Origin of the sequence: Erwinia amylovora (genome assembly GCF_017161565.1) — a bacterium.
GTDB lineage: Bacteria > Pseudomonadota > Gammaproteobacteria > Enterobacterales > Enterobacteriaceae > Erwinia > Erwinia amylovora.
The window spans coordinates 1,183,105-1,207,674 of the sequence record NZ_CP066796.1 but is presented as its reverse complement, the minus strand read 5'-3'; the positions used below and the strand labels follow the sequence as shown (position 1 = coordinate 1,207,674).

The 24,570-nt window shown below is 54.2% G+C and carries 21 protein-coding genes and 6 tRNA genes; 25 read left to right on the top strand and 2 right to left on the bottom strand.

Annotated elements, in window-relative coordinates; translation table 11 throughout:
* Positions 1–141: 141 nt before the first annotated feature.
* The 7 genes from asnB to JGC47_RS05605 all read left to right on the top strand — a co-directional run bounded on the left by asnB (position 142) and on the right by JGC47_RS05605 (position 2,628).
* The gene (gene asnB / locus JGC47_RS05635; RefSeq protein WP_004156642.1) at positions 142–1,806 is read left to right on the top strand and encodes an asparagine synthase B; all 1,665 of its coding nucleotides are present in this window, start codon (positions 142–144) and stop codon (positions 1,804–1,806) included.
* Between the two features lie 218 nt (positions 1,807–2,024).
* Positions 2,025–2,101 (top strand) — tRNA-Met (locus JGC47_RS05630).
* A 10-nt stretch (positions 2,102–2,111) separates the two neighbouring features.
* Positions 2,112–2,196 (top strand) — tRNA-Leu (locus JGC47_RS05625).
* 19 nt (positions 2,197–2,215) lie between these two features.
* A tRNA-Gln gene (locus JGC47_RS05620) sits at positions 2,216–2,290 on the top strand.
* A gap of 37 nt (positions 2,291–2,327) precedes the next feature.
* Positions 2,328–2,404 (top strand) — tRNA-Met (locus JGC47_RS05615).
* Between the two features lie 7 nt (positions 2,405–2,411).
* Positions 2,412–2,486: transfer RNA gene (locus tag JGC47_RS05610), tRNA-Gln, on the top strand.
* 67 nt (positions 2,487–2,553) lie between these two features.
* Positions 2,554–2,628 (top strand) — tRNA-Gln (locus JGC47_RS05605).
* A 101-nt stretch (positions 2,629–2,729) separates the two neighbouring features.
* On the opposite strand, the gene ubiF is transcribed toward JGC47_RS05605, so the two are convergent.
* Positions 2,730–3,908, bottom strand: coding sequence for a 3-demethoxyubiquinol 3-hydroxylase (ubiF, locus tag JGC47_RS05600; protein ID WP_004156641.1), 1,179 nt, complete (start codon positions 3,906–3,908; stop codon positions 2,730–2,732).
* Positions 3,909–4,100: 192 nt separating this feature from the next.
* Here ubiF and miaB point away from each other — a divergent pair, with 192 nt between their 5' ends.
* The 9 genes from miaB (at position 4,101) to JGC47_RS05555 (ending at position 13,666) form a co-directional block, all read left to right on the top strand.
* Positions 4,101–5,525: a tRNA (N6-isopentenyl adenosine(37)-C2)-methylthiotransferase MiaB gene (gene miaB / locus JGC47_RS05595; protein WP_013035942.1), complete on the top strand. Its 1,425-nt coding sequence runs from the start codon at positions 4,101–4,103 to the stop codon at positions 5,523–5,525.
* 258 nt (positions 5,526–5,783) lie between these two features.
* Positions 5,784–6,833, top strand: coding sequence for a PhoH family protein (locus JGC47_RS05590; protein ID WP_004156638.1), 1,050 nt, complete (start codon positions 5,784–5,786; stop codon positions 6,831–6,833).
* The gene (ybeY, locus tag JGC47_RS05585) at positions 6,830–7,297 is read left to right on the top strand and encodes an rRNA maturation RNase YbeY (RefSeq protein ID WP_004156637.1); all 468 of its coding nucleotides are present in this window, start codon (positions 6,830–6,832) and stop codon (positions 7,295–7,297) included. The genes JGC47_RS05590 and ybeY overlap by 4 nt, the downstream gene beginning before the upstream one ends.
* Before the next feature lie 142 nt (positions 7,298–7,439).
* The gene (gene corC / locus JGC47_RS05580) at positions 7,440–8,318 is read left to right on the top strand and encodes a CNNM family magnesium/cobalt transport protein CorC (RefSeq protein WP_004156636.1); all 879 of its coding nucleotides are present in this window, start codon (positions 7,440–7,442) and stop codon (positions 8,316–8,318) included.
* Positions 8,319–8,326: 8 nt separating this feature from the next.
* Positions 8,327–9,856, top strand: a complete 1,530-nt coding sequence (gene lnt / locus JGC47_RS05575; RefSeq protein ID WP_004156635.1) for an apolipoprotein N-acyltransferase — start codon at positions 8,327–8,329, stop codon at positions 9,854–9,856.
* Between the two features lie 446 nt (positions 9,857–10,302).
* Entirely contained in the window at positions 10,303–11,232 is a 930-nt protein-coding gene (locus JGC47_RS05570; RefSeq protein ID WP_004156634.1) for an amino acid ABC transporter substrate-binding protein, read from the top strand.
* A 293-nt stretch (positions 11,233–11,525) separates the two neighbouring features.
* Positions 11,526–12,263 (top strand): amino acid ABC transporter permease, encoded by a 738-nt coding sequence (locus JGC47_RS05565; RefSeq protein ID WP_004156632.1) that lies wholly within the window; start codon positions 11,526–11,528, stop codon positions 12,261–12,263.
* Entirely contained in the window at positions 12,263–12,940 is a 678-nt protein-coding gene (gene gltK / locus JGC47_RS05560) for a glutamate/aspartate ABC transporter permease GltK (RefSeq protein WP_004156631.1), read from the top strand. The genes JGC47_RS05565 and gltK overlap by 1 nt, the downstream gene beginning before the upstream one ends.
* Complete coding sequence (locus JGC47_RS05555) at positions 12,941–13,666, top strand: amino acid ABC transporter ATP-binding protein (protein WP_004156630.1); 726 nt, start codon at positions 12,941–12,943, stop codon at positions 13,664–13,666.
* A gap of 169 nt (positions 13,667–13,835) precedes the next feature.
* Here the strand turns inward: JGC47_RS05555 and JGC47_RS05550 are convergent, their stop codons facing one another.
* Positions 13,836–14,318 (bottom strand): zinc ribbon-containing protein, encoded by a 483-nt coding sequence (locus tag JGC47_RS05550; RefSeq protein ID WP_004164103.1) that lies wholly within the window; start codon positions 14,316–14,318, stop codon positions 13,836–13,838.
* A 216-nt stretch (positions 14,319–14,534) separates the two neighbouring features.
* Here JGC47_RS05550 and leuS point away from each other — a divergent pair, with 216 nt between their 5' ends.
* The 9 genes from leuS (at position 14,535) to rlpA (ending at position 24,516) form a co-directional block, all read left to right on the top strand.
* Positions 14,535–17,117: a leucine--tRNA ligase gene (gene leuS, locus JGC47_RS05545; RefSeq protein WP_004156628.1), complete on the top strand. Its 2,583-nt coding sequence runs from the start codon at positions 14,535–14,537 to the stop codon at positions 17,115–17,117.
* 14 nt (positions 17,118–17,131) lie between these two features.
* Positions 17,132–17,731 carry an LPS assembly lipoprotein LptE gene (gene lptE, locus JGC47_RS05540; RefSeq protein ID WP_004156626.1) on the top strand — a complete coding sequence of 200 codons (600 nt, stop codon included), beginning with the start codon at positions 17,132–17,134 and terminating at the stop codon, positions 17,729–17,731.
* Positions 17,728–18,759: a DNA polymerase III subunit delta gene (gene holA, locus JGC47_RS05535; protein ID WP_004156625.1), complete on the top strand. Its 1,032-nt coding sequence runs from the start codon at positions 17,728–17,730 to the stop codon at positions 18,757–18,759. The genes lptE and holA overlap by 4 nt, the downstream gene beginning before the upstream one ends.
* The gene (gene nadD, locus JGC47_RS05530; protein WP_004156624.1) at positions 18,752–19,432 is read left to right on the top strand and encodes a nicotinate-nucleotide adenylyltransferase; all 681 of its coding nucleotides are present in this window, start codon (positions 18,752–18,754) and stop codon (positions 19,430–19,432) included. The genes holA and nadD overlap by 8 nt, the downstream gene beginning before the upstream one ends.
* Before the next feature lie 110 nt (positions 19,433–19,542).
* On the top strand, positions 19,543–19,860 hold the full coding sequence (gene rsfS / locus JGC47_RS05525; protein ID WP_004156623.1) for a ribosome silencing factor: 318 nt from the start codon (positions 19,543–19,545) through the stop codon (positions 19,858–19,860).
* A gap of 3 nt (positions 19,861–19,863) precedes the next feature.
* On the top strand, positions 19,864–20,334 hold the full coding sequence (gene rlmH, locus JGC47_RS05520; RefSeq protein ID WP_004156622.1) for a 23S rRNA (pseudouridine(1915)-N(3))-methyltransferase RlmH: 471 nt from the start codon (positions 19,864–19,866) through the stop codon (positions 20,332–20,334).
* 34 nt (positions 20,335–20,368) lie between these two features.
* On the top strand, positions 20,369–22,273 hold the full coding sequence (gene mrdA, locus JGC47_RS05515; protein ID WP_004156621.1) for a peptidoglycan DD-transpeptidase MrdA: 1,905 nt from the start codon (positions 20,369–20,371) through the stop codon (positions 22,271–22,273).
* A gap of 6 nt (positions 22,274–22,279) precedes the next feature.
* Positions 22,280–23,392, top strand: coding sequence for a peptidoglycan glycosyltransferase MrdB (gene mrdB, locus JGC47_RS05510; protein WP_004156620.1), 1,113 nt, complete (start codon positions 22,280–22,282; stop codon positions 23,390–23,392).
* An 11-nt stretch (positions 23,393–23,403) separates the two neighbouring features.
* Positions 23,404–24,516, top strand: coding sequence for an endolytic peptidoglycan transglycosylase RlpA (rlpA, locus tag JGC47_RS05505; protein ID WP_004156619.1), 1,113 nt, complete (start codon positions 23,404–23,406; stop codon positions 24,514–24,516).
* Positions 24,517–24,570 lie beyond the last annotated feature (54 nt).

Below are 24,570 nucleotides of genomic sequence, written 5' to 3'. Positions count from 1 at the left end.
CGGTCAGTCAGACTAATTTTCACTAAATAGCTAAAATACTTGCATCACCTGCCGTCTTAACGCATTTTCATAGTCATCAGGCGATAACTGTCGCTTAACTCCGATATCTTCACCGCAAGCTAAGTCGTTAGGGAGCTGTATATGTGTTCTATTTTTGGTGTACTGGATCTGAAAAGCGATCCTGCTGAACTCCGTAAGAAAGCCCTTGAGTTGTCGCGTCTGATGCGCCACCGCGGCCCGGACTGGTCCGGGGTTTATGCTGATGAGCATGCGATCCTTGCCCACGAGCGACTGTCGATTGTCGACGTTAATAACGGCGCACAGCCGCTGTATAACGCAGCGCACACCCACGTTCTTGCGGTGAACGGTGAAATTTACAACCATCAGGCTCTGCGCGCTGAATTAAGCGACCGCTACGAATTTCAGACCGATTCTGACTGTGAAGTCATTCTGGCGCTCTACCAGGAAAAAGGCGTCGAATTCCTTGATGATCTCCAGGGTATGTTCGCCTTTATCCTGTATGACAGCGTGAAAAACACTTACCTCATTGGCCGCGATCATATCGGCATCATCCCGTTGTATATGGGCAATGACGAACACGGTAACCTGTTTGTGGCTTCTGAAATGAAGGCGCTGGTGCCGGTTTGCCGCAGCATTGAAGAATTCCCGGCAGGCAGCTACCTGTCCAGCAGCGATGGCGAGGTCCGCCGCTACTGGCAACGTGACTGGTTTGACTACTCTGCTGTCGAAGACAACACAACAGACGCTCAGGCGCTGAAAAATGCGCTGGAAGAGTCAGTCAAAAGCCATCTGATGTCCGATGTCCCCTATGGCGTTCTGCTTTCAGGCGGGCTGGACTCTTCTATCATCTCCGCAATTACTAAACGTTATGCGGCTAAGCGGGTAGAAGATGAAGATAAAAGCGATGCCTGGTGGCCGCAGCTGCATTCATTCGCAGTGGGCCTGGAAGGTTCGCCGGACCTGAAAGCAGCAAAAGCGGTAGCGGAACATCTGGGAACGGTACATCACGAAATACATTTCACCGTACAGGAGGGACTGGATGCCATCCGTGATGTGATTTATCACATCGAAACCTATGATGTGACCACGATCCGCGCCTCAACGCCGATGTATTTAATGTCACGTAAAATCAAGGCGATGGGCATCAAAATGGTCCTTTCTGGCGAAGGTGCTGACGAAGTCTTTGGTGGCTATCTCTATTTCCACAAGGCGCCGAACGCCCGCGAATTTCATGAAGAGAACGTGCGCAAGCTCCATGCTCTGCATATGTTTGACTGCGCCCGCGCTAACAAAGCGATGTCTGCCTGGGGCGTTGAAGCTCGTGTGCCTTTTCTTGATAAGAAATTTCTCGATGTGGCAATGCGCATCAACCCACAGGACAAAATGTGTGGTAGCAATGGCAAAATGGAAAAACACATTCTGCGTCAGTGTTTTGCCTCTTATCTGCCAGAAAGCGTGGCCTGGCGTCAGAAAGAACAATTCTCTGACGGCGTTGGTTACAGCTGGATAGATACTCTGAAAGAGATGGCCGCCGCCCAGGTGAGCGACCAACAGCTGGAAACGGCGCGCTTCCGTTTTCCTTACAACACGCCAACATCGAAGGAAGCGTATTTGTACCGCGCAATCTTTGCGGAACTGTTCCCGCTCCCCAGCGCGGCAGAATGCGTACCGGGCGGCCCCTCAGTTGCCTGTTCTTCAGCGAAAGCCATTGAATGGGACGAAGCCTTCAAAAACATGGACGACCCGTCAGGACGTGCTGTAGGCGTGCACCAGTCCGCTTATTAATCAGTGGCGGGTGAGTCAACTGAAACGGGCTTAACGGCCCTTTCTGTTCTCTCTTGCGTTGCTCAGCCCTGTAATCCGTTGCTTTTATCATCAGGATGGTTACAAGGCAGTCAATCAGTGCGAATGTGGTTAAAAACGGCAAAAAACTTGTTGACGCATTTGGACCAACTTAGCATAATGCGCCCCGCAACGCCGATGAAGGTGGCGCAAAAAAAGAAGGCTACTTAGCTCAGCTGGTTAGAGCACAGCACTCATAATGCTGGGGTCACAGGTTCGATTCCCGTAGTAGCCACCATTTTTTTTGCGCGGGAGTGGCGAAATTGGTAGACGCACCAGATTTAGGTTCTGGCGCCGCAAGGTGTGCGAGTTCAAGTCTCGCCTCCCGCACCAGTTCAGAAGCTTGCACGGATGGGGTATCGCCAAGCGGTAAGGCACCGGCTTTTGATGCCGGCATTCCCTGGTTCGAATCCAGGTACCCCAGCCATTTTTTTATAACAACATGTTGTCAGCAGTAAAGTTCAGGCTACTTAGCTCAGCTGGTTAGAGCACAGCACTCATAATGCTGGGGTCACAGGTTCGATTCCCGTAGTAGCCACCAATTTTATTGGGGTGTCGCCAAGTGGTAAGGCTCTGGTTTCTGATACCAGCATTCCGGGGTTCGAATCCCTGCACCCCAGCCATATTCAGACGACTGGTTTTATAGGTCGCAAAAAAAAAGACGCCTGGTTCGCCAGTCGCATAAAAAATTGGGGTGTCGCCAAGTGGTAAGGCTCTGGTTTCTGATACCAGCATTCCGGGGTTCGAATCCCTGCACCCCAGCCATAAAGTAAAAAAGCCCGCTTTTGCGGGCTTTTTTGCATCTGTAGCAGCGGTAAATACAGCCGGCGGGCAGCCCCGCCATACGGGCCTGCCCGCCGGTAACGTCATAAACCCAACGCGTAGCGCAATGCACGGCGTTTTAACACTCCCGAATGCTCCGCGACTATCAGCCCCAGGTTACGCACCACCTTTAACGGTGCCAGCTTATTGCTGAAGGCGAAGTAGAACAGATCCATCCCGCATTGCATCAATAAGTTATCCGTCAGACGTTTGCGTTGATAACGCTGTAATACTGCTGCGGAAGACCAATCCTCCGCTCGCTGGCGTGACTCACTCAGCACCGAGATCAAGGCATCCACATCACGATATCCCAGGTTTACCCCCTGCCCGGCTAACGGATTAATGGTATGTGCCGCATCGCCGACCAGCGCCAGCCCGGGTAAGGTGTAACCCGTAGCGTGGCGACGTACTAACGGGAAAGAACCGGCAACCACCGGCGTCACTTTGCCCACTCGCGCCGGGAAATGCGCCTGAATCTCTTTTTGTAACTGCGGCATACTCATCGCCTGCAGTTGGCGAATACGTGCTGGCGTGTCATACCACACCAGCGAAGCCCAGCGGTCGAACAGCGGCAGAAAGGCGCGTGGCCCCTGCGGCGTAAACTGCTGCCAGGTGGTATCACCCGTCGAATGTTCACAGCGCACGCTGATCAACATGCAGGATTGCGCATAATTCCAGCCATGAATGCCAATACCCGCCAGCTGGCGTACCTGTGAATTAGCCCCGTCAGCCCCAACCACCAGCCGTGTCTGCAGTATCTCGTCATTATCCAGCGTTATCTGCCAGCCACCGTTTACCTGCTGCAAATCCTGCAAGCGGGCCGGGCAAAGCAGGTTCACATCCTGCTGCTGCAAACGTTGCCAGAGCGCACGTTGCAGCACGCTGTTCTCGACCATAAAGCCCAGTTCGGGTAAGCCCAGCGACTCGGCGTCAAAGCTCACCTGGGCCGCTTGCCACTCCCAGGTCTCCAGTTTGCGATAGGGCGTGCAGCGCATACTGAGCACCTGTGGCCAGACATCCAGCTGCCTTAGCAGGGCAACTGAAGCCGCACCAATCGCTGAAATACGCACATCAGGATCGGCGGACGGATCAAATTCAGCCGGTGTTTCCTTTTCCAGCACCGCCACCCGAAAACCCTGCTGCGCCAGACCACTGGCTAACGCTGCCCCCACCATACCGCCACCAACAATAGCGACATCGACTTTTTGCTTAATTTGCGTCATCTTTTTTCCTTCACCAGCGGCTTCAGGTGCACCGTGCTACTACACCTCACCGGCCAAATTCTGTTATCCTGAACGTTATTAAGTGTACCGGATTTCTCGCTATTATTCTGAACCCGTTACACCAGTTTAACAGGCTGCGCACCTCTGCATTACGCGCCCTGCACTTCTTTCTGCATGACAAATGGCAAGTCAATGACTAAAAAACTGCATATCAAAACCTGGGGCTGTCAGATGAATGAGTATGATTCATCCAAAATGGCTGACCTGTTAAACAGCACTCACGGCTATACCCTGACCGAACAGGCAGAAGACGCCGACGTATTACTGCTGAACACCTGTTCAATTCGTGAAAAGGCTCAGGAAAAAGTTTTCGGCCTGCTCGGGCGCTGGAAAAAGCTGAAAGAGGCTAACCCCAATCTGATTATCGGCGTTGGCGGCTGTGTCGCCTCTCAGGAAGGTGCGAAAATTCGACAACGCGCCAGTTGTGTAGATATCGTATTCGGTCCACAAACTTTACACCGTCTGCCGGAAATGATTAACAGCGTGCGCGGCAGCAAAAGCCCGGTGGTTGACGTCAGCTTCCCGGAAATTGAAAAATTTGATCGTATGCCGGAACCCCGTGCCGATGGACCGACGGCGTTTGTCTCGATTATGGAAGGCTGCAACAAATACTGCACTTTCTGCGTGGTGCCTTATACGCGCGGTGAAGAGGTCAGCCGCCCCGCAGACGACATTCTGTTCGAGGTCGCCCAGCTGGCAGCACAGGGCGTGCGCGAAGTTAATTTGCTCGGGCAGAACGTCAACGCATATCGCGGAGCAACCTACGACGGCGGTATCTGTTCGTTTGCCGAGCTGCTGCGCCTGGTGGCCGCCATTGACGGTATTGATCGCATCCGTTTTACCACCAGCCACCCGATTGAATTCACGGACGATATCATTGAGGTATATCGGGATACGCCAGAACTGGTCAGTTATTTGCACCTTCCGGTACAAAGTGGCGCCGATCGCATCCTGACCCTGATGAAACGTGCACACACCGCGCTGGAATATAAGGCTATCATTCGTAAGCTATTAGCGGCGCGCCCGGATATTCAAATCAGTTCTGATTTTATCATTGGTTTCCCTGGTGAAACCCAGGCGGACTTTGAACAAACGATGAAGCTGGTAGGCGAAATCAACTTTGATACCAGTTACAGCTTCATCTATTCTGCCCGTCCGGGAACCCCGGCAGCCGAGCTGCCAGACGATGTTTCGGAGGATGAGAAAAAACAGCGCCTGTATGTTCTGCAAGACCGCATCAGCCAGCAGGCTATGGCCTGGAGCCGCCGTAAACTCGGTACCGTTCAGCGTATTCTGGTCGAAGGCACGTCGCGTAAAAACGTGATGGAACTCTCCGGCCGTACAGAGTGTAATCGCGTGGTCAACTTTGAAGCAACGCCAGATCATATTGGTAAGTTCGTCGATGTAAAAATCACCGATGTCTACGCCAACTCGCTACGCGGCGTGTTACTGCGTGGCGAACACCAGATGGGCCTGCGTACCCTGGAGACTCCTGCTTCGGTGATTGCGCGTACCCGTAAAGAGGATGAGCTGGGCGTGTCGACCTGGCTTCCCTGACTTACTCAGAATGACTCGCGCTGGGGAAGGCGTCAAAGCTGGGCTTATGCAGCCAGACAATCGGATAAATGCGGCGAGTGTTCATGTCTCGCCGCATGATTTCATGACACGACACTTGCTTTCTGAAGAGCGCGCCCAAATATCTCACCAAACGTTTGCAGCTTTGCGCTCACTGATTTACCTTCCTCATGGCTCTGGCATTAGCCCGGACTGACATTTATTTTCTCAACCTGGCCCTGTGTGACCCCAAGGATTAGTTTGAATATTGAAACTCGTGAAATAACTCTGGAACCCATCGACAATGCGCGGCTGATGAGCCTGTGCGGCCCGTTTGATGACAATATCAAACAGCTGGAGCGCCGTCTGGGCATAGAGATTAACCGTCGCGATAACGCCTTTAAGCTGGTGGGCCGTGCGTTGTGCGTGCATGCAGCCGTGGATATTCTGCGCCATCTGTACGTCGATACGTCACCGGTACGCGGCAACATCCCGGATATTGACCCGGAACAAATTCACCTGGCTATCAAAGAAAGCCGGGTGCTGGAACAGACCGCCGAAAGCGTGCCGGAATTCGGCAAAGCGATACATATCAAAACCAAACGTGGGGTGATCAAACCACGCACGCCTAACCAGGCACAGTATCTGGCGAATATCCTCGACCATGACATCACCTTTGGCATTGGTCCGGCAGGTACCGGGAAAACCTATCTGGCCGTCGCCGCTGCGGTGGACGCGCTGGAGCGCCAGGAAGTGCGGCGTATTCTGTTGACTCGTCCCGCTGTTGAAGCCGGTGAAAAGCTTGGCTTTCTGCCGGGTGACCTCAGCCAGAAAGTCGACCCCTATTTGCGCCCGCTGTATGACGCGCTGTTCGAGATGCTCGGCTTTGAGCGGGTTGAGAAGCTGATGGAGCGTAACGTCATCGAAGTTGCACCGCTGGCTTATATGCGGGGCCGCACGCTAAATGATGCGTTTATCATCCTGGATGAAAGTCAGAACACCACCATTGAGCAGATGAAAATGTTCCTGACGCGAATTGGCTTTAACTCTAAAGCGGTAGTAACTGGTGACGTAACGCAAATTGACCTGCCGCGCAACCTGAAATCCGGGCTACGCCACGCGATTGAGGTGCTATCTGATGTCCCTGATTTGAGCTTTAATTTCTTCCACAGTGAAGACGTGGTGCGCCATCCTGTTGTGGCTCGTATTGTTGTTGCCTATGAAGCCTGGGAGGCTGCAGACCAAAAGCGGCGCGATGCACAGGCAGCAGAACGTAAACGTGAAGCCCTGACAGCCCAGGAGAATAAATGACTCAGGTAATTCTGGACCTGCAGCTAGCCTGCGAAAGCCAGCAGGGCCTGCCAACTGAAGCCGACTTCCAACGCTGGCTGGAAGCGGTACTGCCACAGTTCCAGTCGGAGAGCGAAGTGACCATTCGGCTGGTGGATGAAGCAGAAAGCCATCACCTGAACCACACATATCGCGGCAAAGAAAAGCCGACCAATGTGCTCTCTTTCCCGTTTGAAGCCCCGCCAGGCATTGAGCTGCCGCTGCTGGGTGACCTGATAATCTGTCGCCAGGTTGTCGAGCACGAAGCCGCCGAACAGGAAAAGGCGCTGGAAGCCCACTGGGCACACATGGTTATTCATGGCAGCCTGCACCTGCTAGGCTATGATCACATCGTAGATGACGAAGCCGAAGAGATGGAATCGCTGGAGACAGAGATAATGCTTGCTCTTGGTTATCCCGATCCGTACATTTCGGAGAAAGAGTAAGTCGTCTTTCAAGACGATTGGCACAGTTTCCCTGCCTTAGCGGGGATAATCCGTACCCGGCTGGGCCACCAGCCAACACGCCTGCCATGGCCCCTGTCGCGGCAGCCGATCCCATTAGAAGAGAGACAAACACAAAAACGCCATGAGCGATGACCATTCACAAAACAACGACAGTCCCGCCAGTAAAAAGGGATTTTTTACCCTATTCCTCAACCAGCTTTTCCACGGCGAGCCAAAGAACCGTGACGACCTGCTGGAGCTTATCCGCGACTCGGAACAGAATGACCTGATCGACCCGGATACCAGGGACATGCTCGAAGGGGTGATGGATATTGCCGATCAGCGTGTACGCGACATTATGATCCCGCGCTCTCAGATGGTAACGCTAAAGCGCAACCAGACGTTGGAAGAGTGTCTGGGGGTGATCATTGAGTCTGCCCACTCGCGCTTCCCGGTTATCAGTGAAGACAAGGACCATGTTGAAGGCATCCTGATGGCTAAAGATTTGCTGCCGTTTATGAGCAGTGGGTCAGCACCCTTCAGTATCGAAAAAGTGCTGCGCTCTGCCGTGGTAGTCCCTGAAAGCAAACGCGTTGACCGCATGTTGAAAGAGTTCCGTTCACAGCGCTATCATATGGCCATTGTGATTGATGAATTCGGCGGCGTTTCCGGGCTGGTCACTATTGAAGATATTCTTGAGCTGATCGTCGGCGAGATTGAAGATGAATATGACGACATTGAGGATCGCGATATTCGTCAGCTGAGCCGTCATACCTACACTATTCGTGCACTGACGCCCATCGAGGACTTTAACGAAGTTTTCGCTACCCACTTTAGCGATGATGAGGTGGATACCATCGGCGGTCTGGTGATGCAGGGCTTTGGCCATCTGCCCGCCCGTGGTGAAAGTGTTGAGATAGATGGTTACCAGTTTAAAGTAGCGATGGCTGATAGCCGGCGCATTATACAGGTTCACGTCAGAATACCGGAAAACTCGCCGCAACCGACTCTGGAAGAATAAAACACGCTATGGCAACGGCCTCTATCTACCAGCGTCAGCAGGTTCGCCTGCTTTTAGCGCTGATTACGGGTGCCATCGGCACCCTTAGCTTCTCCCCTTACGACGTCTGGCCAGCCGCTCTGGTTTCATTGTTTGGCTTACAGGCTCTGACGCTGAACCGTACCACCCGACAAGCCTGCGCCATCGGCTTTACGTGGGGTTTTGGACTGTTCGGTAGCGGAATTAACTGGGTCTATGTCAGCATCGCCACTTTTGGTGGCATGCCGGGTACCATTAACGTCTTTCTCGTCGTGCTGCTGGCGGCTTATCTGTCGCTGTATACCCTGTTGTTTGCGGGGTTGCTCAACCGCCTGTGTCCGAAGAGTTCGCTGCTGCGGCTTACGCTTGCTGCCCCGGCACTCTGGCAGCTTACGGAATTTTTGCGTGGCTGGGTACTGACCGGATTCCCGTGGTTACAGTTTGGCTACAGCCAGATTGATGGTCCGCTGAAGGGCCTGGCACCCCTGCTGGGGGTGGAGGGGATCACCTTCCTGCTGATGATCATTGCCGGACTGGCAGTCTATGCCGTACTGCTGCGTCACCTTGTCGCCGCAGTGGCTGCCCTGGCGCTACTGTGGCTGCCGTGGCCATTACGAACCATTGACTGGTACCAACCGCTGCGAGCGGTAGACGTAGCTTTGGTGCAGGGTAACATTGAGCAATCGCTAAAATGGGATCCCAATCAGCTAATTACTACCCTGAAAACTTACACCAGGCTCAGTCGCCCTTATGTGGGTAAAACACCGCTTATCATCTGGCCGGAATCCGCCGTTCCCGATTTGGAAACCAACCAGCAGCCATTCCTGAAAACAATAGATCAACAGCTGCGCGCGTCCGGCAGCAGTCTGGTGACCGGCATTGTTGATTCCCGCCTCGAGAATAATCGTTACCACGATTACAACTCGATCATCGTGTTGGGTGGTGCGCAGCCTTATGACTACTTTAGCAGCAGTCGTTACCAGAAAAACCATCTGGTACCTTTTGGCGAGTTCGTGCCCTTAGAGACGCTGCTGCGCCCACTGGCCCCCTTCTTTGACCTGCCCATGTCATCCTTCAGCCGTGGTTCATACATTCAGCCCCAGCTTCAGGTCGCCGGTTACAAACTCACTGCCGCCATCTGCTATGAAATTGTGCTCGGCCAGCAGGTACGCGATAACTTCCGCCCAGATACCAACTTCTTGTTGACCCTCTCCAATGATGCCTGGTTCGGCCATTCGATTGGCCCGTGGCAACATCTGCAAATGGCACGCATGCGTGCGCTGGAACTAGGGCGCCCCTTGTTGCGCAGCACTAACAATGGTGTGACGGCAGTGGTTGACGCCAGTGGTAACATTGCGCAGATCATCCCTCAATTCAAACCCGCTGTATTGGCGGCGAAGGTCTCCCCAACCATCGGGTTGACGCCATACGCCCGTTTCGGTAACTGGGGGATATGGGTAGTAACAATGGGGTTTGCCGTCACTGGACTGTTATTTGCCAGACGCTCGCGTCGCGCCTGATCCTGTCTCAACGCGTTTGATGCGCTCGTCTGCCGCATTAAAGGCCACTTTATCCGCACAGGGCATAAGCCCTGTGCCACTTCTGTACCACCCCCTCCCTGAAAACCCGATCTGCATACCTGTTACCTGTTGCCACTGGCACGATGCTTGCTAATAACAATGTGTAGCTGGCGCTGCGCGGGCTGAACCGTCGAAGACATGGCGAACGCACCATTATAAGCACACGACTCGCACCCTGATGAAACATCGCCAGCGGGACTGCGCTAAATTGGTGCGGCTTGAGTCGCAAAAAAGAAACTTTTTTGTTTCATAACATTAACATTCAGCTATGTTGGTTGAGGATCACAGCGGTTTTAGTTCGAATTTCAAACAAATAATTGGATGCAAAATAAACACATCTCGTCGGCGTCGATATGCTGAGCGCCCAAACTGCAAAGGAGTTGAATATGAAATTTCGAAAACTGGGGCTTTGCCTGGCCCTGGCAGGCATCGCCTCCGGTATTGCTCATGCTGAGGATGCTAAAGCACCAGCAACCGCCGATGCGCAACAGCAAACTCACACTCTGGAAAAAATTGCTAAAAATGGCGTGATCGTGGTCGGCCACCGTGAATCGTCCGTCCCCTTCTCCTACTATGATAATCAGCAAAAAGTCGTCGGCTATTCTCAGGATTACTCTGATGCGATCGTCGCCGCTATCAAGAAGAAGCTGAACAAACCCGATCTCCAGGTAAAAATGCTGCCTGTTACCTCACAAAACCGTATTCCGCTGTTACAAAACGGAACCTACGACTTCGAATGCGGCTCCACCACCAACAATATTGAACGCCAGAAACAGGCAAGCTTTTCAAACAGTATTTTTGTGGTCGGTACCCGTTTGCTGGTTAAAAAAGGCAGCGCGATCAAAGACTTCGCGGACCTGAAAGGAAAAACAGTGGTCGTCACTTCTGGCACCACCTCTGAAATCCTGCTGAACAAACTGAATGATGAACAGAAAATGGGCATGCGTATCGTCAGTGCTAAAGATCATGGCGACTCCTTCCGTACGCTGGAAAGTGGCCGTGCTGTCGCATTTATGATGGACGATGCCCTGTTAGCGGGGGAACGCGCTAAAGCGAAAAAACCGTCTGAGTGGGAAATTCTCGGTACGCCTCAGTCCCGTGAGGCCTATGGCTGTATGCTGCGCAAAGGCGATAGCGAATTCAAAAAGCTGATGGATGACACCATCGTGCAGGCACAAACCTCTGGCGAAGCAGCTAAGTGGTTTGACAAATGGTTCAAACAGCCTGTCCCGCCGAAAAATATGACCATGGACTTCGATCTGTCAGATGACATGAAAGCGCTGTTCAAAACGCCGAACGATAAGGCAATGAATTAATAAAACTAACGCCCAAAATAACTGGCGAGGCAAAACGCCTGCATCCTGCAGATGCCTGCATCACCTTCTGCACGTTAAGTATGGCGGGTCAAGGGCAGTAACTCGCCCTACGATTGTTGAAGCCAGGCTCGGACAGACACAGTTCGGCCGATATCGCTAAAGCCATACGGCCGGGCGAAGATGCAAACCGGTCGTTCCCCGGTGCGCATAAATACCCAAAACAAAATGGGTATGGGAGCCTCTCATCGATCTTCAGGGTAGCAGCCGCTACCCTTTTTTTACCGGAGTGTGTTATGTCTATCGATTGGAACTGGGGAATATTTCTGCAAGAGGCCCCGTTCGGTAATACCAGCTACCTCGGGTGGTTATGGTCGGGCTTTCAGGTCACTATTGCCGTCTCGGTCTGCGCCTGGATCATCGCCCTGTGCGTCGGCTCGTTTTTCGGTATCTTACGAACTGTACCGGGACGGCTATTTTCATCTCTCGGTACCTGTTACGTTGAGCTGTTCCGCAACGTGCCGCTTATTGTTCAATTCTTTATCTGGTATCTGGTGGTGCCGGAACTGCTGCCGGAAGCTATCGGCACGTGGTTTAAATCGGAAATTGACCCGAACATCCAGTTTTTTACCTGTTCGGTGCTCTGCCTGGGCCTGTTTACTGCCGCCCGTGTCTGCGAGCAGGTGCGTGCCGCCATTCAGTCCCTTCCCAGCGGGCAGAAAAACGCTGGTCTGGCGATGGGGCTGACGCTGCCACAAACTTATCGTTACGTCCTGCTGCCCAATGCTTATCGGGTTATTGTGCCGCCGATGACCTCCGAAATGCTCAATCTGGTGAAAAACTCGGCGATTGCTTCCACCATCGGCCTGGTTGATATGGCCGCTCAGGCGGGCAAACTGCTGGACTATTCCGCTCATGCCTACGAATCCTTTACCGCAATTACCTTAGCCTATGTTGCCATCAACGCGGTGATTATGCTGCTGATGGGGCTGGTTGAACGTAAAGTCCGCCTGCCCGGCACGGGAGGAAAATAATGTACCAATTCGACTGGAGCACTATCGTTCCCAATCTGCCGTGGCTGTGGAATGGTATGGTCATCACCCTGAAAATTACCTTTACGGCGATAGTTTTCGGCATCATCTGGGGCACTTTGCTGGCGGTTATGCGCCTGTCTTCATTCAAACCGTTGAGCTGGTTCGCCAAAATCTACGTCAACCTGTTCCGCTCGGTGCCGCTGGTGATGGTCCTGCTATGGTTCTACCTGGTCGTACCGGGTTTCCTGCAGCAGGTGCTGGGGCTTTCGCCCAAAACCGATATTCGTCTTATCTCGGCCATGGTGGCTTTCTCACTGTTTGAAGCCGCCTACTACTCTGAAATTATTCGCGCCGGTATCCTCAGTATTGCGCGCGGACAGGGCAACGCGGCGCTGGCGCTCGGGATGACTCAGTGGCAGTCAATGCAACTGATCATCCTGCCACAGGCGTTCCGGGCCATGGTGCCACTGCTGCTGACGCAAGGTATCGTCCTGTTCCAGGACACTTCCCTGGTGTATGTCCTGAGCCTTGCCGACTTCTTCCGAACCGCTGATACCATTGGCGTCAATAACGGTACTGAGATTGAGATGGTGCTGTTTGCCGGTGCGGTTTACTTTGTTATCAGCCTTAGCGCGTCGCTGTTGGTCAGCTATCTAAAGAAAAAAAGGACTGTTTAAATGATTACCCTGAAAAATGTTTCTAAGTGGTATGGTCACTTTCAGGTCCTGACCGACTGCACCACAGAAGTTAACAAAGGTGAAGTTGTGGTGGTTTGCGGTCCTTCCGGCTCCGGAAAATCGACGCTGATCAAAACGGTCAACGGCCTGGAGCCGGTTCAGCAGGGTGTTATTGAAGTTAACGGCACGACGGTTAACGACAAAAAAACCAATCTGGCACAGCTACGTTCGAAAGTAGGCATGGTTTTCCAGCATTTCGAACTGTTCCCGCATTTGTCGATAGTCGATAATCTGACGCTGGCACAGGTGAAGGTATTAAAGCGCGATAAGCAAGAAGCGCGCACAAAGGGGCTGAAACTGCTGGATCGCGTCGGCCTTGCTGCCCATGCCAACAAGTTTCCCGGCCAGCTTTCCGGCGGCCAGCAGCAACGCGTGGCTATTGCCCGCGCTCTCTGTATGGATCCTGTCGCCATGCTGTTCGACGAGCCAACGTCTGCTCTTGACCCGGAAATGATCAACGAAGTGCTGGACGTGATGGTGGAGCTGGCCAACGAAGGCATGACGATGATGGTGGTGACCCACGAAATGGGCTTTGCGCGTAAGGTGGCTAACCGGGTTATCTTTATGGATGAGGGTAAGATCATTGAAGATTCACCGAAGGATGACTTCTTCAATAATCCACAGTCAGAACGGGCAAAGGATTTCCTGGCGAAAATCCTGCATTAATTCCGCTGACAGCAGGGTGAGTCCGCAGCATCACTCACCTTAAAGCCTTATAGTGCAGCCAGAGTAACCCGTGAGGGGAGGGGTCAACAGCAGCCTGTGCGGAGGACGTCTTTGCACAGGCTGAGCGGTTAAACCATAAGATATTGGCAGAGCTGGAACGCGCTGAAAACTAAGGTTCAAATGGCTGACGCGTAAAGCGATGCTGGCCGCACTGCGGGCAACGTGTCAACACTTCCGGGGTGTAAATGGCCCGGGTAAACTGACATTGTTCGCAGACTAAATTTCCCAGCCCTACCACCTCTCCGCTGTGATAGACCCCGTGATGATTCAGGTCCTGAAACACTTCGCGCCACTCAAGCTGGCTTTTGTCGGTAATGTCTGCCAGCTCCTTCCACAAACTCTGACGGATCACGCGCATAAACACGCTTTCACCCAGCTCCTGCCGCTGTTCTGTATAGCTACGGGCGAACTCTTCCAGGTCGCGGCGCACGGCATGCGTCACGTCATCAATTTCACTTCGGGTTAATTCACCCCGGTTGAGCATACGCTGACGCGCACTTTCAACCAGAGCATCAATATCACGCTCACCGCGCTCCAGACGCGCCGTCAGCGAAGACACCAGCTCACGATAATACTGAGCGACCTTGTTCATTGACACTCCTTTATTGATAACGAAAGCGTATTTACTCATTCTAGTGCCTGTGAAAGATTTTCCGTTATTTTGCAGTCATAATTGCCAGCGCGCTTCCAGCTTACAGAGAAATGCCGTTCGGCTGGCCGCTTCCTGTTGTTGCGTCGGGGACGGATCGGCTATGCTATGCGGATCTGATCGAACACAAAAAATTGATACCAAGGACCACTGGCTACCATGCAAGAGCAATATCGCCCGGAAGAGATAGAATCCCACGTCCAGCAGCACTGGGACGACAAGCAAACGTTCAAAGTCATCGAGGAAGAAGGTAAAGAGAAGTACTACTGCCTCTCCATGCTGCCCTATCCTTCCGGACGCTTACATATGGGCCACGTGCGTAACTACACCATTGGCGACGTGATCTCCCGTTATCAGCGTATGCTGGGTAAAAATGTACTGCAGCCAATCGGTTGGGACGCTTTCGGCCTGCCGGCTGAAGGCGCGGCGGTGAAAAACAATACCGCGCCGGCCCCCTGGACCTATGCCAATATTGACTACATGAAGAACCAGCTGAAACTGCTGGGCTTCGGCTACGACTGGCATCGTGAGCTGGCAACCTGCCAGCCGGAGTACTATCGCTGGGAACAGTGGTTCTTCACTAAACTGTATGAAAAAGGCCTGGTCTACAAAAAGACCTCTGCGGTGAACTGGTGCCCGCATGACATGACCGTACTGGCTAATGAACAGGTTATTGACGGCTGCTGCTGGCGCTGCGACTCCAAAGTTGAGCGCAAAGAGATCCCCCAGTGGTTTGTCAAAATCACCGACTATGCTGACGAATTGCTCAATGACCTCGACAAGCTGGAAAGCTGGCCTGAACAGGTGAAAACCATGCAGCGTAACTGGATTGGTCGCTCCGAAGGTGTGGAAATTGAGTTCAGCGTTATTGACAGCGAAGAGAAGCTGGGCGTCTATACCACCCGTCCCGACACCTTTATGGGCGTTACCTATCTGGCAGTAGCGGCGGGTCATCCGCTGGCTTCTCAGGCGGCGATGACCAATCCGGCGCTGGCGGACTTTATTGCCGAATGCCGTAACACCAAAGTTGCCGAGGCAGATATGGCAACGATGGAAAAGAAAGGCATGGCGACCGGCCTGTTTGCAACACATCCGCTGACGGGCGAAAAAGTGCCGGTGTGGGTGGCAAACTTTGTGCTGATGGAATACGGCACCGGTGCGGTTATGGCCGTACCGGGCCACGACCAGCGTGACTGGGAGTTTGCCAGCAAATACCGTCTGCCAATCAAAGCGGTTATTCTTGCCGCTGATGGCAGCGTACCGGATCTGAGCGCCTCGGCGATGACGGAAAAAGGCACGCTGTTTAACTCTGGGGAATTTGACGGTTTGTCTCACGAAGCGGGCTTTGAGGCCATTGCCACCAAGCTTGCGGACAAAGGCGTTGGCGAGCGCAAGGTGAATTATCGCCTGCGCGACTGGGGCGTGTCGCGCCAGCGCTACTGGGGTGCCCCCATCCCTATGGTCACGCTGGAGGATGGCTCCGTGATGCCAACTCCTGAGGACCAGCTACCGGTTGTCCTGCCGGAAGATGTGGTAATGGATGGCATTACCAGCCCGATTAAAGCCGATGCCGAATGGGCGAAAACCATCGTCAACGGCCAGCCAGCGCTGCGTGAAACCGATACCTTCGACACCTTTATGGAGTCTTCCTGGTATTACGCACGTTACACCTGCCCGGATTATGACAATGGTATGCTTGATCCGGCTGCGGCTAACTACTGGCTGCCGGTAGATCAGTATGTCGGCGGCATTGAACACGCTATCATGCACCTACTCTATTTCCGCTTCTTCCACAAGCTGCTGCGTGATGCGGGCCTGGTCAATTCTGACGAACCCGCGAAACGTCTGCTGTGTCAGGGCATGGTACTGGCAGATGCGTTCTACTTCACCGGCAGTAACGGCGAGCGCAACTGGGTGTCACCGACGGACGTCAGCGTTGAACGTGACGAAAAAGGGCGCATTACTAAAGCCACCGATAACGATGGCCACGAGCTGGTTTATGCCGGTATGAGTAAAATGTCGAAGTCGAAAAACAACGGCATCGATCCCCAGGTGATGGTAGAACGCTATGGTGCCGATACCGTGCGTCTGTTTATGATGTTCGCTTCCCCTGCTGAAATGACCCTGGAGTGGCAGGAGTCTGGCGTGGAGGGAGCCAACCGCTTCCTGAAGCGCGTGTGGAGACTGGCCTTCGAACATACGGAAAAAGGCACCGTCGCCGCTCTTGACGTTGATGCGCTTAACGATGACCAGAAGGCGCTGCGTCGCGATCTGCATAAAACAATCAGCAAAGTATCCGATGATATCGGCCGCCGCCAGACCTTCAATACCGCGATTGCGGCGATTATGGAGCTGATGAACAAGCTGGCGCGTGCGCCACAGGAAAGTGGGCAGGACCGTGCGCTGATGCAGGAAGCCCTGCTAGCAGTGGTTCGCATGCTGAATCCGTTTACCCCGCATGTCAGCTTTGTGCTGTGGCAGGCGCTGGGCGGCATGGGAGACATTGACAACGCTCCGTGGCCACAGGCGGATGAGGCGGCAATGGTGGAGGATTCTCTGCTGGTTGTGGTTCAGGTAAACGGTAAAGTACGCGGGAAAATAACCGTAGCCGCTAACGCGACACAGGAACAGGTGCAGGCTCGCGCTGCGCAGGAGCATCTGGTGGCCAAGTATCTTAATGGCGTCACCATTCGTAAAGTGATTTATGTACCGGGCAAGCTGCTTAACCTGGTTGTTGGTTGATGTCAGGAGGAATTGTGCGACATCCGATAGTCTCTCTGTTAGTCAGCATGGCGGTGTTGATCACCGCCGGATGTGGATACCATCTGCGCGGCACCACCTCGGTGCCGTCGGAAATGAAAACGCTGATTGTGGATACCTCAGATCCTTATGGCCCGCTAACGCGCGAGGTGCGTGAGCAACTGAGGCTGAACAACGTGACCATTATCGACAAGCCAGGACTGCGTACGGACGTGCCTTCGCTGCGCCTGCAGGGGGAAACCCTCAGTCGGGATACCGCCTCGATTTTCCGGGACGGTAAGACAGCGGAATATTCGATGATGATGACGCTGCGCGCTCAGGTGCTGCTACCGCAAAAAGGCATCTATCCCATCAGCGCCACCGCGTATCGTTCATTCTTTGACAATCCCCAGGCCGCACTGGCAAAAGACTCCGAGCAGGAGATTATCGTGAATGAGATGCGCACCCAGGCGGTAGAGAAGCTGGTACGTCAGCTGTTAACCGTTCATGCTGCAGAAACCAACCCGGCTATTAATACGCTTGACCATAAGCCATCGGCCGTCGATCGCTTACCCGCCGATGCAAGCACTGTTTCGGACAACTCCTACACCCGATGATCAGGATTTACCCGGAGCAACTCGGCGCGCAGCTTCGTGAAGGGCTGCGCGCCTGCTATTTATTGAGCGGCAATGAACCTTTGCTGTTGCAGGAAGCACAGGATGCTATCCGCGCAGCAGCCCAACAGCAGGGGTATACCGAACACGTTAGCGTGGCGCTGGAGATCGGGACCGACTGGCAGGAAATTTTCTCCGCCTGTCAGGCATTGAGCCTGTTCGCCAGCCGCCAGACGTTACTGCTCACTTTGCCTGAAAATGGCCCGAATGCCGCGATGAGTGAACAGCTGCTAACCCTTTCTACCCTGCTGCACAGCGATATCCTGCTGATTCTGCGCGCAACCCGACTGACTAAAGCACAGGAAAACAGCGCCTGGTATAAAGCTTTCAGCGCCAATGCGGTAGCGGTTCCCTGTCAGACACCCGAACACGGTCAGCTGCCCCGCTGGGTGACTATGCGGGCGAAGAAGCTTAACCTGACGCTGGATGATGCCGCAAATCAGCTGCTGTGTTACTGCTACGAGGGTAATCTGCTGGCGCTTTCTCAGGCGCTGGAACGGCTTTCGCTGATGTGGCCAGACGGCAAGCTGACGCTGCCACGCGTCGAGCAGGCGGTTAACGATGCGGCACATTTTACGCCGTTCCACTGGGTGGATGCTTTGCTGGCAGGCAAAAGCAAACGTGCGCTGCATATTCTGCGGCAGATGCGTGCTGAAGACAGTGAGCCGGTGATCCTGCTGCGCACCCTGCAACGCGACCTGCTGCTGCTGCTGACGTTACAGCGGCAGATGGCATATACCCCGCTGCGCACCCTGTACGATCGGCATCGCGTGTGGCAAAACCGCCGGGCGCTATTCGCTGAGGCCCTGCAACGCCTCACCGCCACACGGTTGGCGAAAGCGATAACGCTGCTGACCCAAACCGAGCTGACGTTGAAGCAGGATTATGGCCAGACTGTCTGGGCGGAGCTGGAAACGCTGACGCTGATGTTGAGTCTCCCCACTTTCCCGGCGAGTTTCTGTGATGCGTGACAACAATGCGCTACACGCGCTGTTTGGCGGCACCTTTGATCCGATTCATTACGGGCATCTGCGTCCGGTAGAAGCAATGGCCACCGTAGCAGGCCTGCAAAAGGTCACGCTGCTTCCCAACAACGTACCGCCACATCGTCCACAGCCGGAAGCAACGGCGGCACAAAGGGCAGAGATGGTCAGGCTGGCGATTGCCGGTAACCCGCTGTTTGACCTTGATCTGCGTGAAATGCAGCGTGAAACGCCCTCTTACACTATCGACACGCTGGCTGCTGTGCGCGCCGAACGCGGGGAGCATCAGCCGCTGGCCTTTATTATTGGCCAGGATTCGCTGCTAACCTTAGACCAATGGCACCGTTGGCAGGATATTCTGTCGCTGTGCCATCTGCTGGTTTGCCAACGTCCTGGATATTGCAGCGCGATGGAAACCAAGAAGTTGCAGCGCTGGCTGGACAGCCATCAAACGCATTCCCCCGGGGATCTGCAACGCAATCCGGCGGGCAAAGTGTTCCTGGCGCACACCCCGCTGGTGGCGATTTCCGCCACAGAGATCCGTGCGCGGCATCATCGGGGGGAATCCGATGCCGGCCTGCTGCCCCCGGCGGTCAGCGCATATATCGATCGCGAGCGTTTATATCGCAACCCACAGCGGCATGATATACTGCGCCGCTAATTTTCTGGGGCAACATCCGCCCTTTTAATACACAATGTTATGGTTATCATTTTGGCTCGCGCCGCAAATATGAGATAACCCCGCAGACTTAAATCCCAAGGGGGAACCTTTTGCAAGGTCAAGCACTCCAAGACTTCGTTGTTGATAAAATAGACGATCTAAAAGGCCAGGACATCGTCACTATCGATGTCCGCGGCAAATCCAGCATCACCGACTGTATGATTATCTGCACCGGTACCTCTACGCGTCACGTCGTGTCAATTGCCGAACATGTGGTTCAGGCAGCTCGTCTTGCCGGTTTGCGCCCGTTTAACGTTGATGGCCGTGCTGCAGCTGACTGGGTCGTCGTTGATCTGGGGGAAGTGATCGTTCATGTGATGCAGGAAGAGAGCCGGCAGTTGTACGAACTGGAAAAGCTCTGGAGTTAAGCCGTGAAGCTGCAACTGGTTGCCGTCGGCAGCAAAATGCCCGACTGGGTACAAACAGGCTTTATGGCGTATCTGCGTCGCTTTCCGAAGGATATGCCCTTCGAGCTGGTCGAAATTCCCGCCGGCAAGCGCGGTAAGAATGCGGATATTAAACGCATCCTTGAGAAAGAAGGCGAAATGATGCTGGCAGCGGCCGGCAAAGGTAACCGCATCGTCACGCTGGATATACCCGGCCAGCCGTGGGAAACACCGCAGCTTGCCAGCCAGCTTGAACGCTGGAAGCAGGATGGCCGTGATGTCAGCCTGTTTATTGGTGGCCCGGAAGGACTGTCACCCGCCTGCAAGGCAGCGGCGGAACAAAGCTGGTCACTCTCAGCGCTAACCCTGCCCCATCCGCTGGTTCGCGTGTTGGTTGCAGAGAGTTTATATCGTGCATGGAGCATTACTGCGAATCACCCTTATCACCGAGAGTAACGGATAAGGTCAACCGGACAGACATAAGCAGCGGATGAAATTACAACGTAACTCCTTTCGTGACTATACTGCCGAGCAGACGCTGTTTGTTCGCCGGGCGCTGATCGCCTTTTTTGGCATTTTACTGCTATCCGGTATTCTGGTGGTCAATCTCTACCACCTGCAAATTATCCGCTTTGACGACTACAGTACGCGTTCTAATGCCAACCGCATCAAACTGGTTCCTGTGGCCCCCAGCAGGGGGATCATCTTTGACCGCAACGGGATCCCGCTGGCGCTGAACCGCACCATTTATCAGCTCGAACTGGTCCCGGAAAAAGTCGACAATCTGCAAGAAACCCTGCAACAGCTTAAGCCGGTTGTCGATCTGACCGATGAAGACCTGGACGCTTTTCAAAAGGAACGCAGACGGTCGCGTCGCTTCACCTCAATTGCGCTGAAAACCAGCCTGAGTGAAGTTCAGGTAGCCCGCTTTGCGGTCAACCAGTATCGCTTCCCCGGCGTGGAAGTGAAGGGCTACCAGCGTCGTTTTTACCCTTACGGTTCCGCCCTGACTCATGTACTGGGTTACGTGTCGAAAATTAACGACCGCGACGTCGAACGCCTGGATAAAGTGGGAGATTGGCCAAATTACGCGGCAACCCATGACATAGGCAAACTGGGTATCGAACGTTATTACGAAGATGTCCTGCATGGCAAAACCGGCTACGAAGAAGTAGAGGTTAACAACCGTGGGCGGGTTATCCGCCAGCTGCATGAGCAAGAACCCCAGGCCGGGCGAGACATCCATCTGACTATTGACCTCAAGCTGCAGCAGTATATAGAAACCCTGCTGGCGGGCAGCCGTGCTGCCGTGGTGGTAACCGACCCGCGTAATGGCGAAGTGCTGGCGATGGTTTCTATGCCCAGCTACGACCCCAATCCCTTCGTCGGCGGTATCTCAAGCAGGCAATACAACCTTTTGATCAATGATGAAAACCGCCCGCTGATTAACCGTACTACCCAAGGGGCTTACCCTCCGGCCTCAACGGTGAAACCTTATATTGCCGTCTCCGCCCTCACCGCCGGGGTGATTAACCGCAATACCAGCCTGTTCGACCCCGGTTGGTGGCAACTTCCGGGTTCAGAAAAGCGCTTTCGTGACTGGAAACACTGGGGGCACGGCCGCCTTAACGTGACAAAATCGTTGGAAGAATCTGCGGATACGTTTTTCTACCAGGTTGCCTATGATATGGGAATCGACCGCCTGAGTGAATGGATGGGCAAATTTGGCTACGGACAGCTTTCCGGCATCGATCTGACGGAAGAAACGCCCGGGATTATGCCAACGCGCCAATGGAAGATGAAACGATTTAAGAAACCCTGGTATCAGGGAGATACCATCCCGGTTGGCATTGGGCAAGGGTACTGGACTGCCACCCCTGTGCAGATGAATAAGGCGCTGATCGCCCTGATTAACAACGGCGTCATCAAAACCCCTCACCTGATGATGGATACCATGCAGGGAACAAGTAAATTGCCGTGGCGTCAGACGCAAAGCACTCCGGTGGCTGATGTGCATAGCGGGTATTGGGAAATAGCGAAAGACGGAATGTATGGCGTGGCGAATCGCCCTAACGGCACTGCGCGCAAGAGCTTTGCGGATGCACCGTACAAAATTGCCGCCAAGTCGGGTACGGCGCAGGTGTTTGGCTTGAAAGCCAATGAAACCTATAACGCGCACAAACTGACTGAGCGCCTGCGTGACCATAAATTGATGACCGCTTTTGCCCCCTACGACCAGCCGCGCGTAGCGGTCACCATGATCCTTGAGAACGGCGGAGCGGGTCCGGCAGTCGGCACTATCATGCGCCAGATCCTCGACCATATAATTCTTGGCGACAACAATACCAACCTGCCTGTCGCGGCGCCAACGCCGCCGGGCTACGAGGGTGAATAACCGGTTATGAGCAGTAGCCATCAGAAAAAAACAATCTGGGCCCGTATCCATATTGATCCGCTATTTTGTCTTATTATCGCCGCGCTGCTGGTCTACAGCGCGCTGGTGATGTGGAGTGCCAGCGGGCAGGATCCGGGCATGATGGAGCGTAAACTCGCTCAGATTTGCATGGGGGTTATCGTGATGCTGGTGATGGCGCAGATCCCGCCCCGCGTTTATGAAGGCTGGGCGCCCTATCTGTACATCCTGTGCGTTGTGCTGCTGATTGCGGTTGACACCTTTGGCCAAATCAGCAAGGGCGCACAGCGCTGGCTGGATCTCGGCGTGGTGCGGTTTCAACCATCGGAGATAGCTAAAATTGCCGTGCCGCTAATGGTGGCGCGCTTTATCAACCGCGACGTTTGCCCGCCAACGCTAAAAAATACCGCTATTGCCCTGATCCTGATCTTCCTGCCAACACTGCTGGTAGCGGCACAGCCTGACCTGGGGACCTCCATTCTCATTGCCGCTTCCGGTCTGTTTGTGCTGTTCCTGTCGGGAATGAGTTGGAAACTGATTGCGGTAGCGGTGTTGCTGGTGGCGGCGTTTATCCCTGTTTTGTGGTTCTTCCTGATGCATGACTATCAGCGTGACCGTGTGATGATGCTGCTGGACCCGGAAAGCGATCCGCTCGGAGCCGGTTATCATATTATCCAGTCCAAAATTGCTATTGGTTCCGGCGGGCTGCGCGGCAAAGGCTGGCTGCACGGGACTCAGTCTCAACTTGAGTTTTTGCCTGAACGCCATACAGACTTCATCTTCGCCGTGCTGGCTGAAGAATTAGGATTGGTCGGAGTGCTGGTTCTGCTGATACTCTACGTCATGCTGATTTTGCGCGGCCTGGTGATGGCCGCACGCGCGCAGACTACCTTCGGTCGCGTGATGGCGGGGGGAATGATGCTGATCTTCTTTGTCTATGTTTTTGTGAACATTGGCATGGTAAGCGGCATCCTGCCGGTGGTCGGGGTACCGCTGCCGCTGGTCAGTTACGGGGGGTCCGCGCTTATCGTTCTGATGGCCGGATTTGGTATCATTATGTCGATTCATACCCATCGAAAATTGTTGTCAAAGAGCGTTTAAGAGGCATTAACATGCGTAAGGATTGGCTTGGTATCGCGCTGGCATCAGCATTGCTGACTGCCTGTAGCACTGACAACGACCAGCAGGCGCCGGTCACACAGCAGCAACCGGCCTATAACGGCCCTGTGGTAGAGATCGGCGGTGCTGAACCGCAATATGAACCGGTTAACCCGGCGACCGCACAGGATTATACGGTCAACGGTACTGGCTACAAAATTGTCAAAGACCCGTCAAACTTCAGCCAGACTGGCATCGCCACCTCGTACGGTGACGAGAAGGCTGGCAACCAGACGGCCACGGGTGAACGGTTTGATGCCAATGCGATGACCGCAGCGCACCCGACACTGCCGTTACCCAGCTACGTGCGCGTCACTAATCTGGCCAACGGCCGTATGATTGTTGTCCGCGTCAATGACCGGGGGCCTTACACGCCGGGACGCATTATCGATCTGTCGCGGGCAGCGGCTGATCGGCTGAATACCTCTAATAATACCCGGGTACGTATCGACTATATCAGCGTCGCGGCGGACGGATCGCTGTCAGGCCCTGGAACCATCGGTACGACGGTGGCGAAACAGAGCTACGCTCTGCCATCGCGCCCGGATATTGGCGGCGGCATCCCTGGCAACGGCGGCGGCGTGGCGGTATCTGCGCCGACGGTGCAACCGGCGCAAGGCTCCAGCCCACAGCAAGAGGCGCATCCGCTGGACAACGCAACGCTTAGCAATAGTGACGACGCGATGGGTGCACCGGTCCGCAGCAGCGGCTTCCTGGGTGCCGCGCAGCCGTTACAACGCGGCGTACTTGAAAGCAGCGAGCCTGAAGTCACTGCATCTGCGCCCACCTCCGCTGCGGCCAAAGCGCCTGCTGCCGCATCCACAGCTGCCGGCGGTAACTATGTGGTGCAGGTCGGTGCACTCAACAACCCAGAAAACGCCCGTCAAATGGCGACCAGTCTCGGCAAGCGCTTTGGCGTTGCCGGGACGGTAGAAAGCCGTGGCAACATTTATCGCGTACAGCTGGGCCGTTTCAGCTCACGTCAGCAGGCGGCTGTACTACAGCAGCGGCTGGCGAATGAAGCGCAGCAACAATCGTTTATCACCGTCGCACCTGGCGCAATGTAATTCTTGCGGTCTGCCAGATTAAGCAGGCCGAAAATGAATGATTTTGCTATAGTG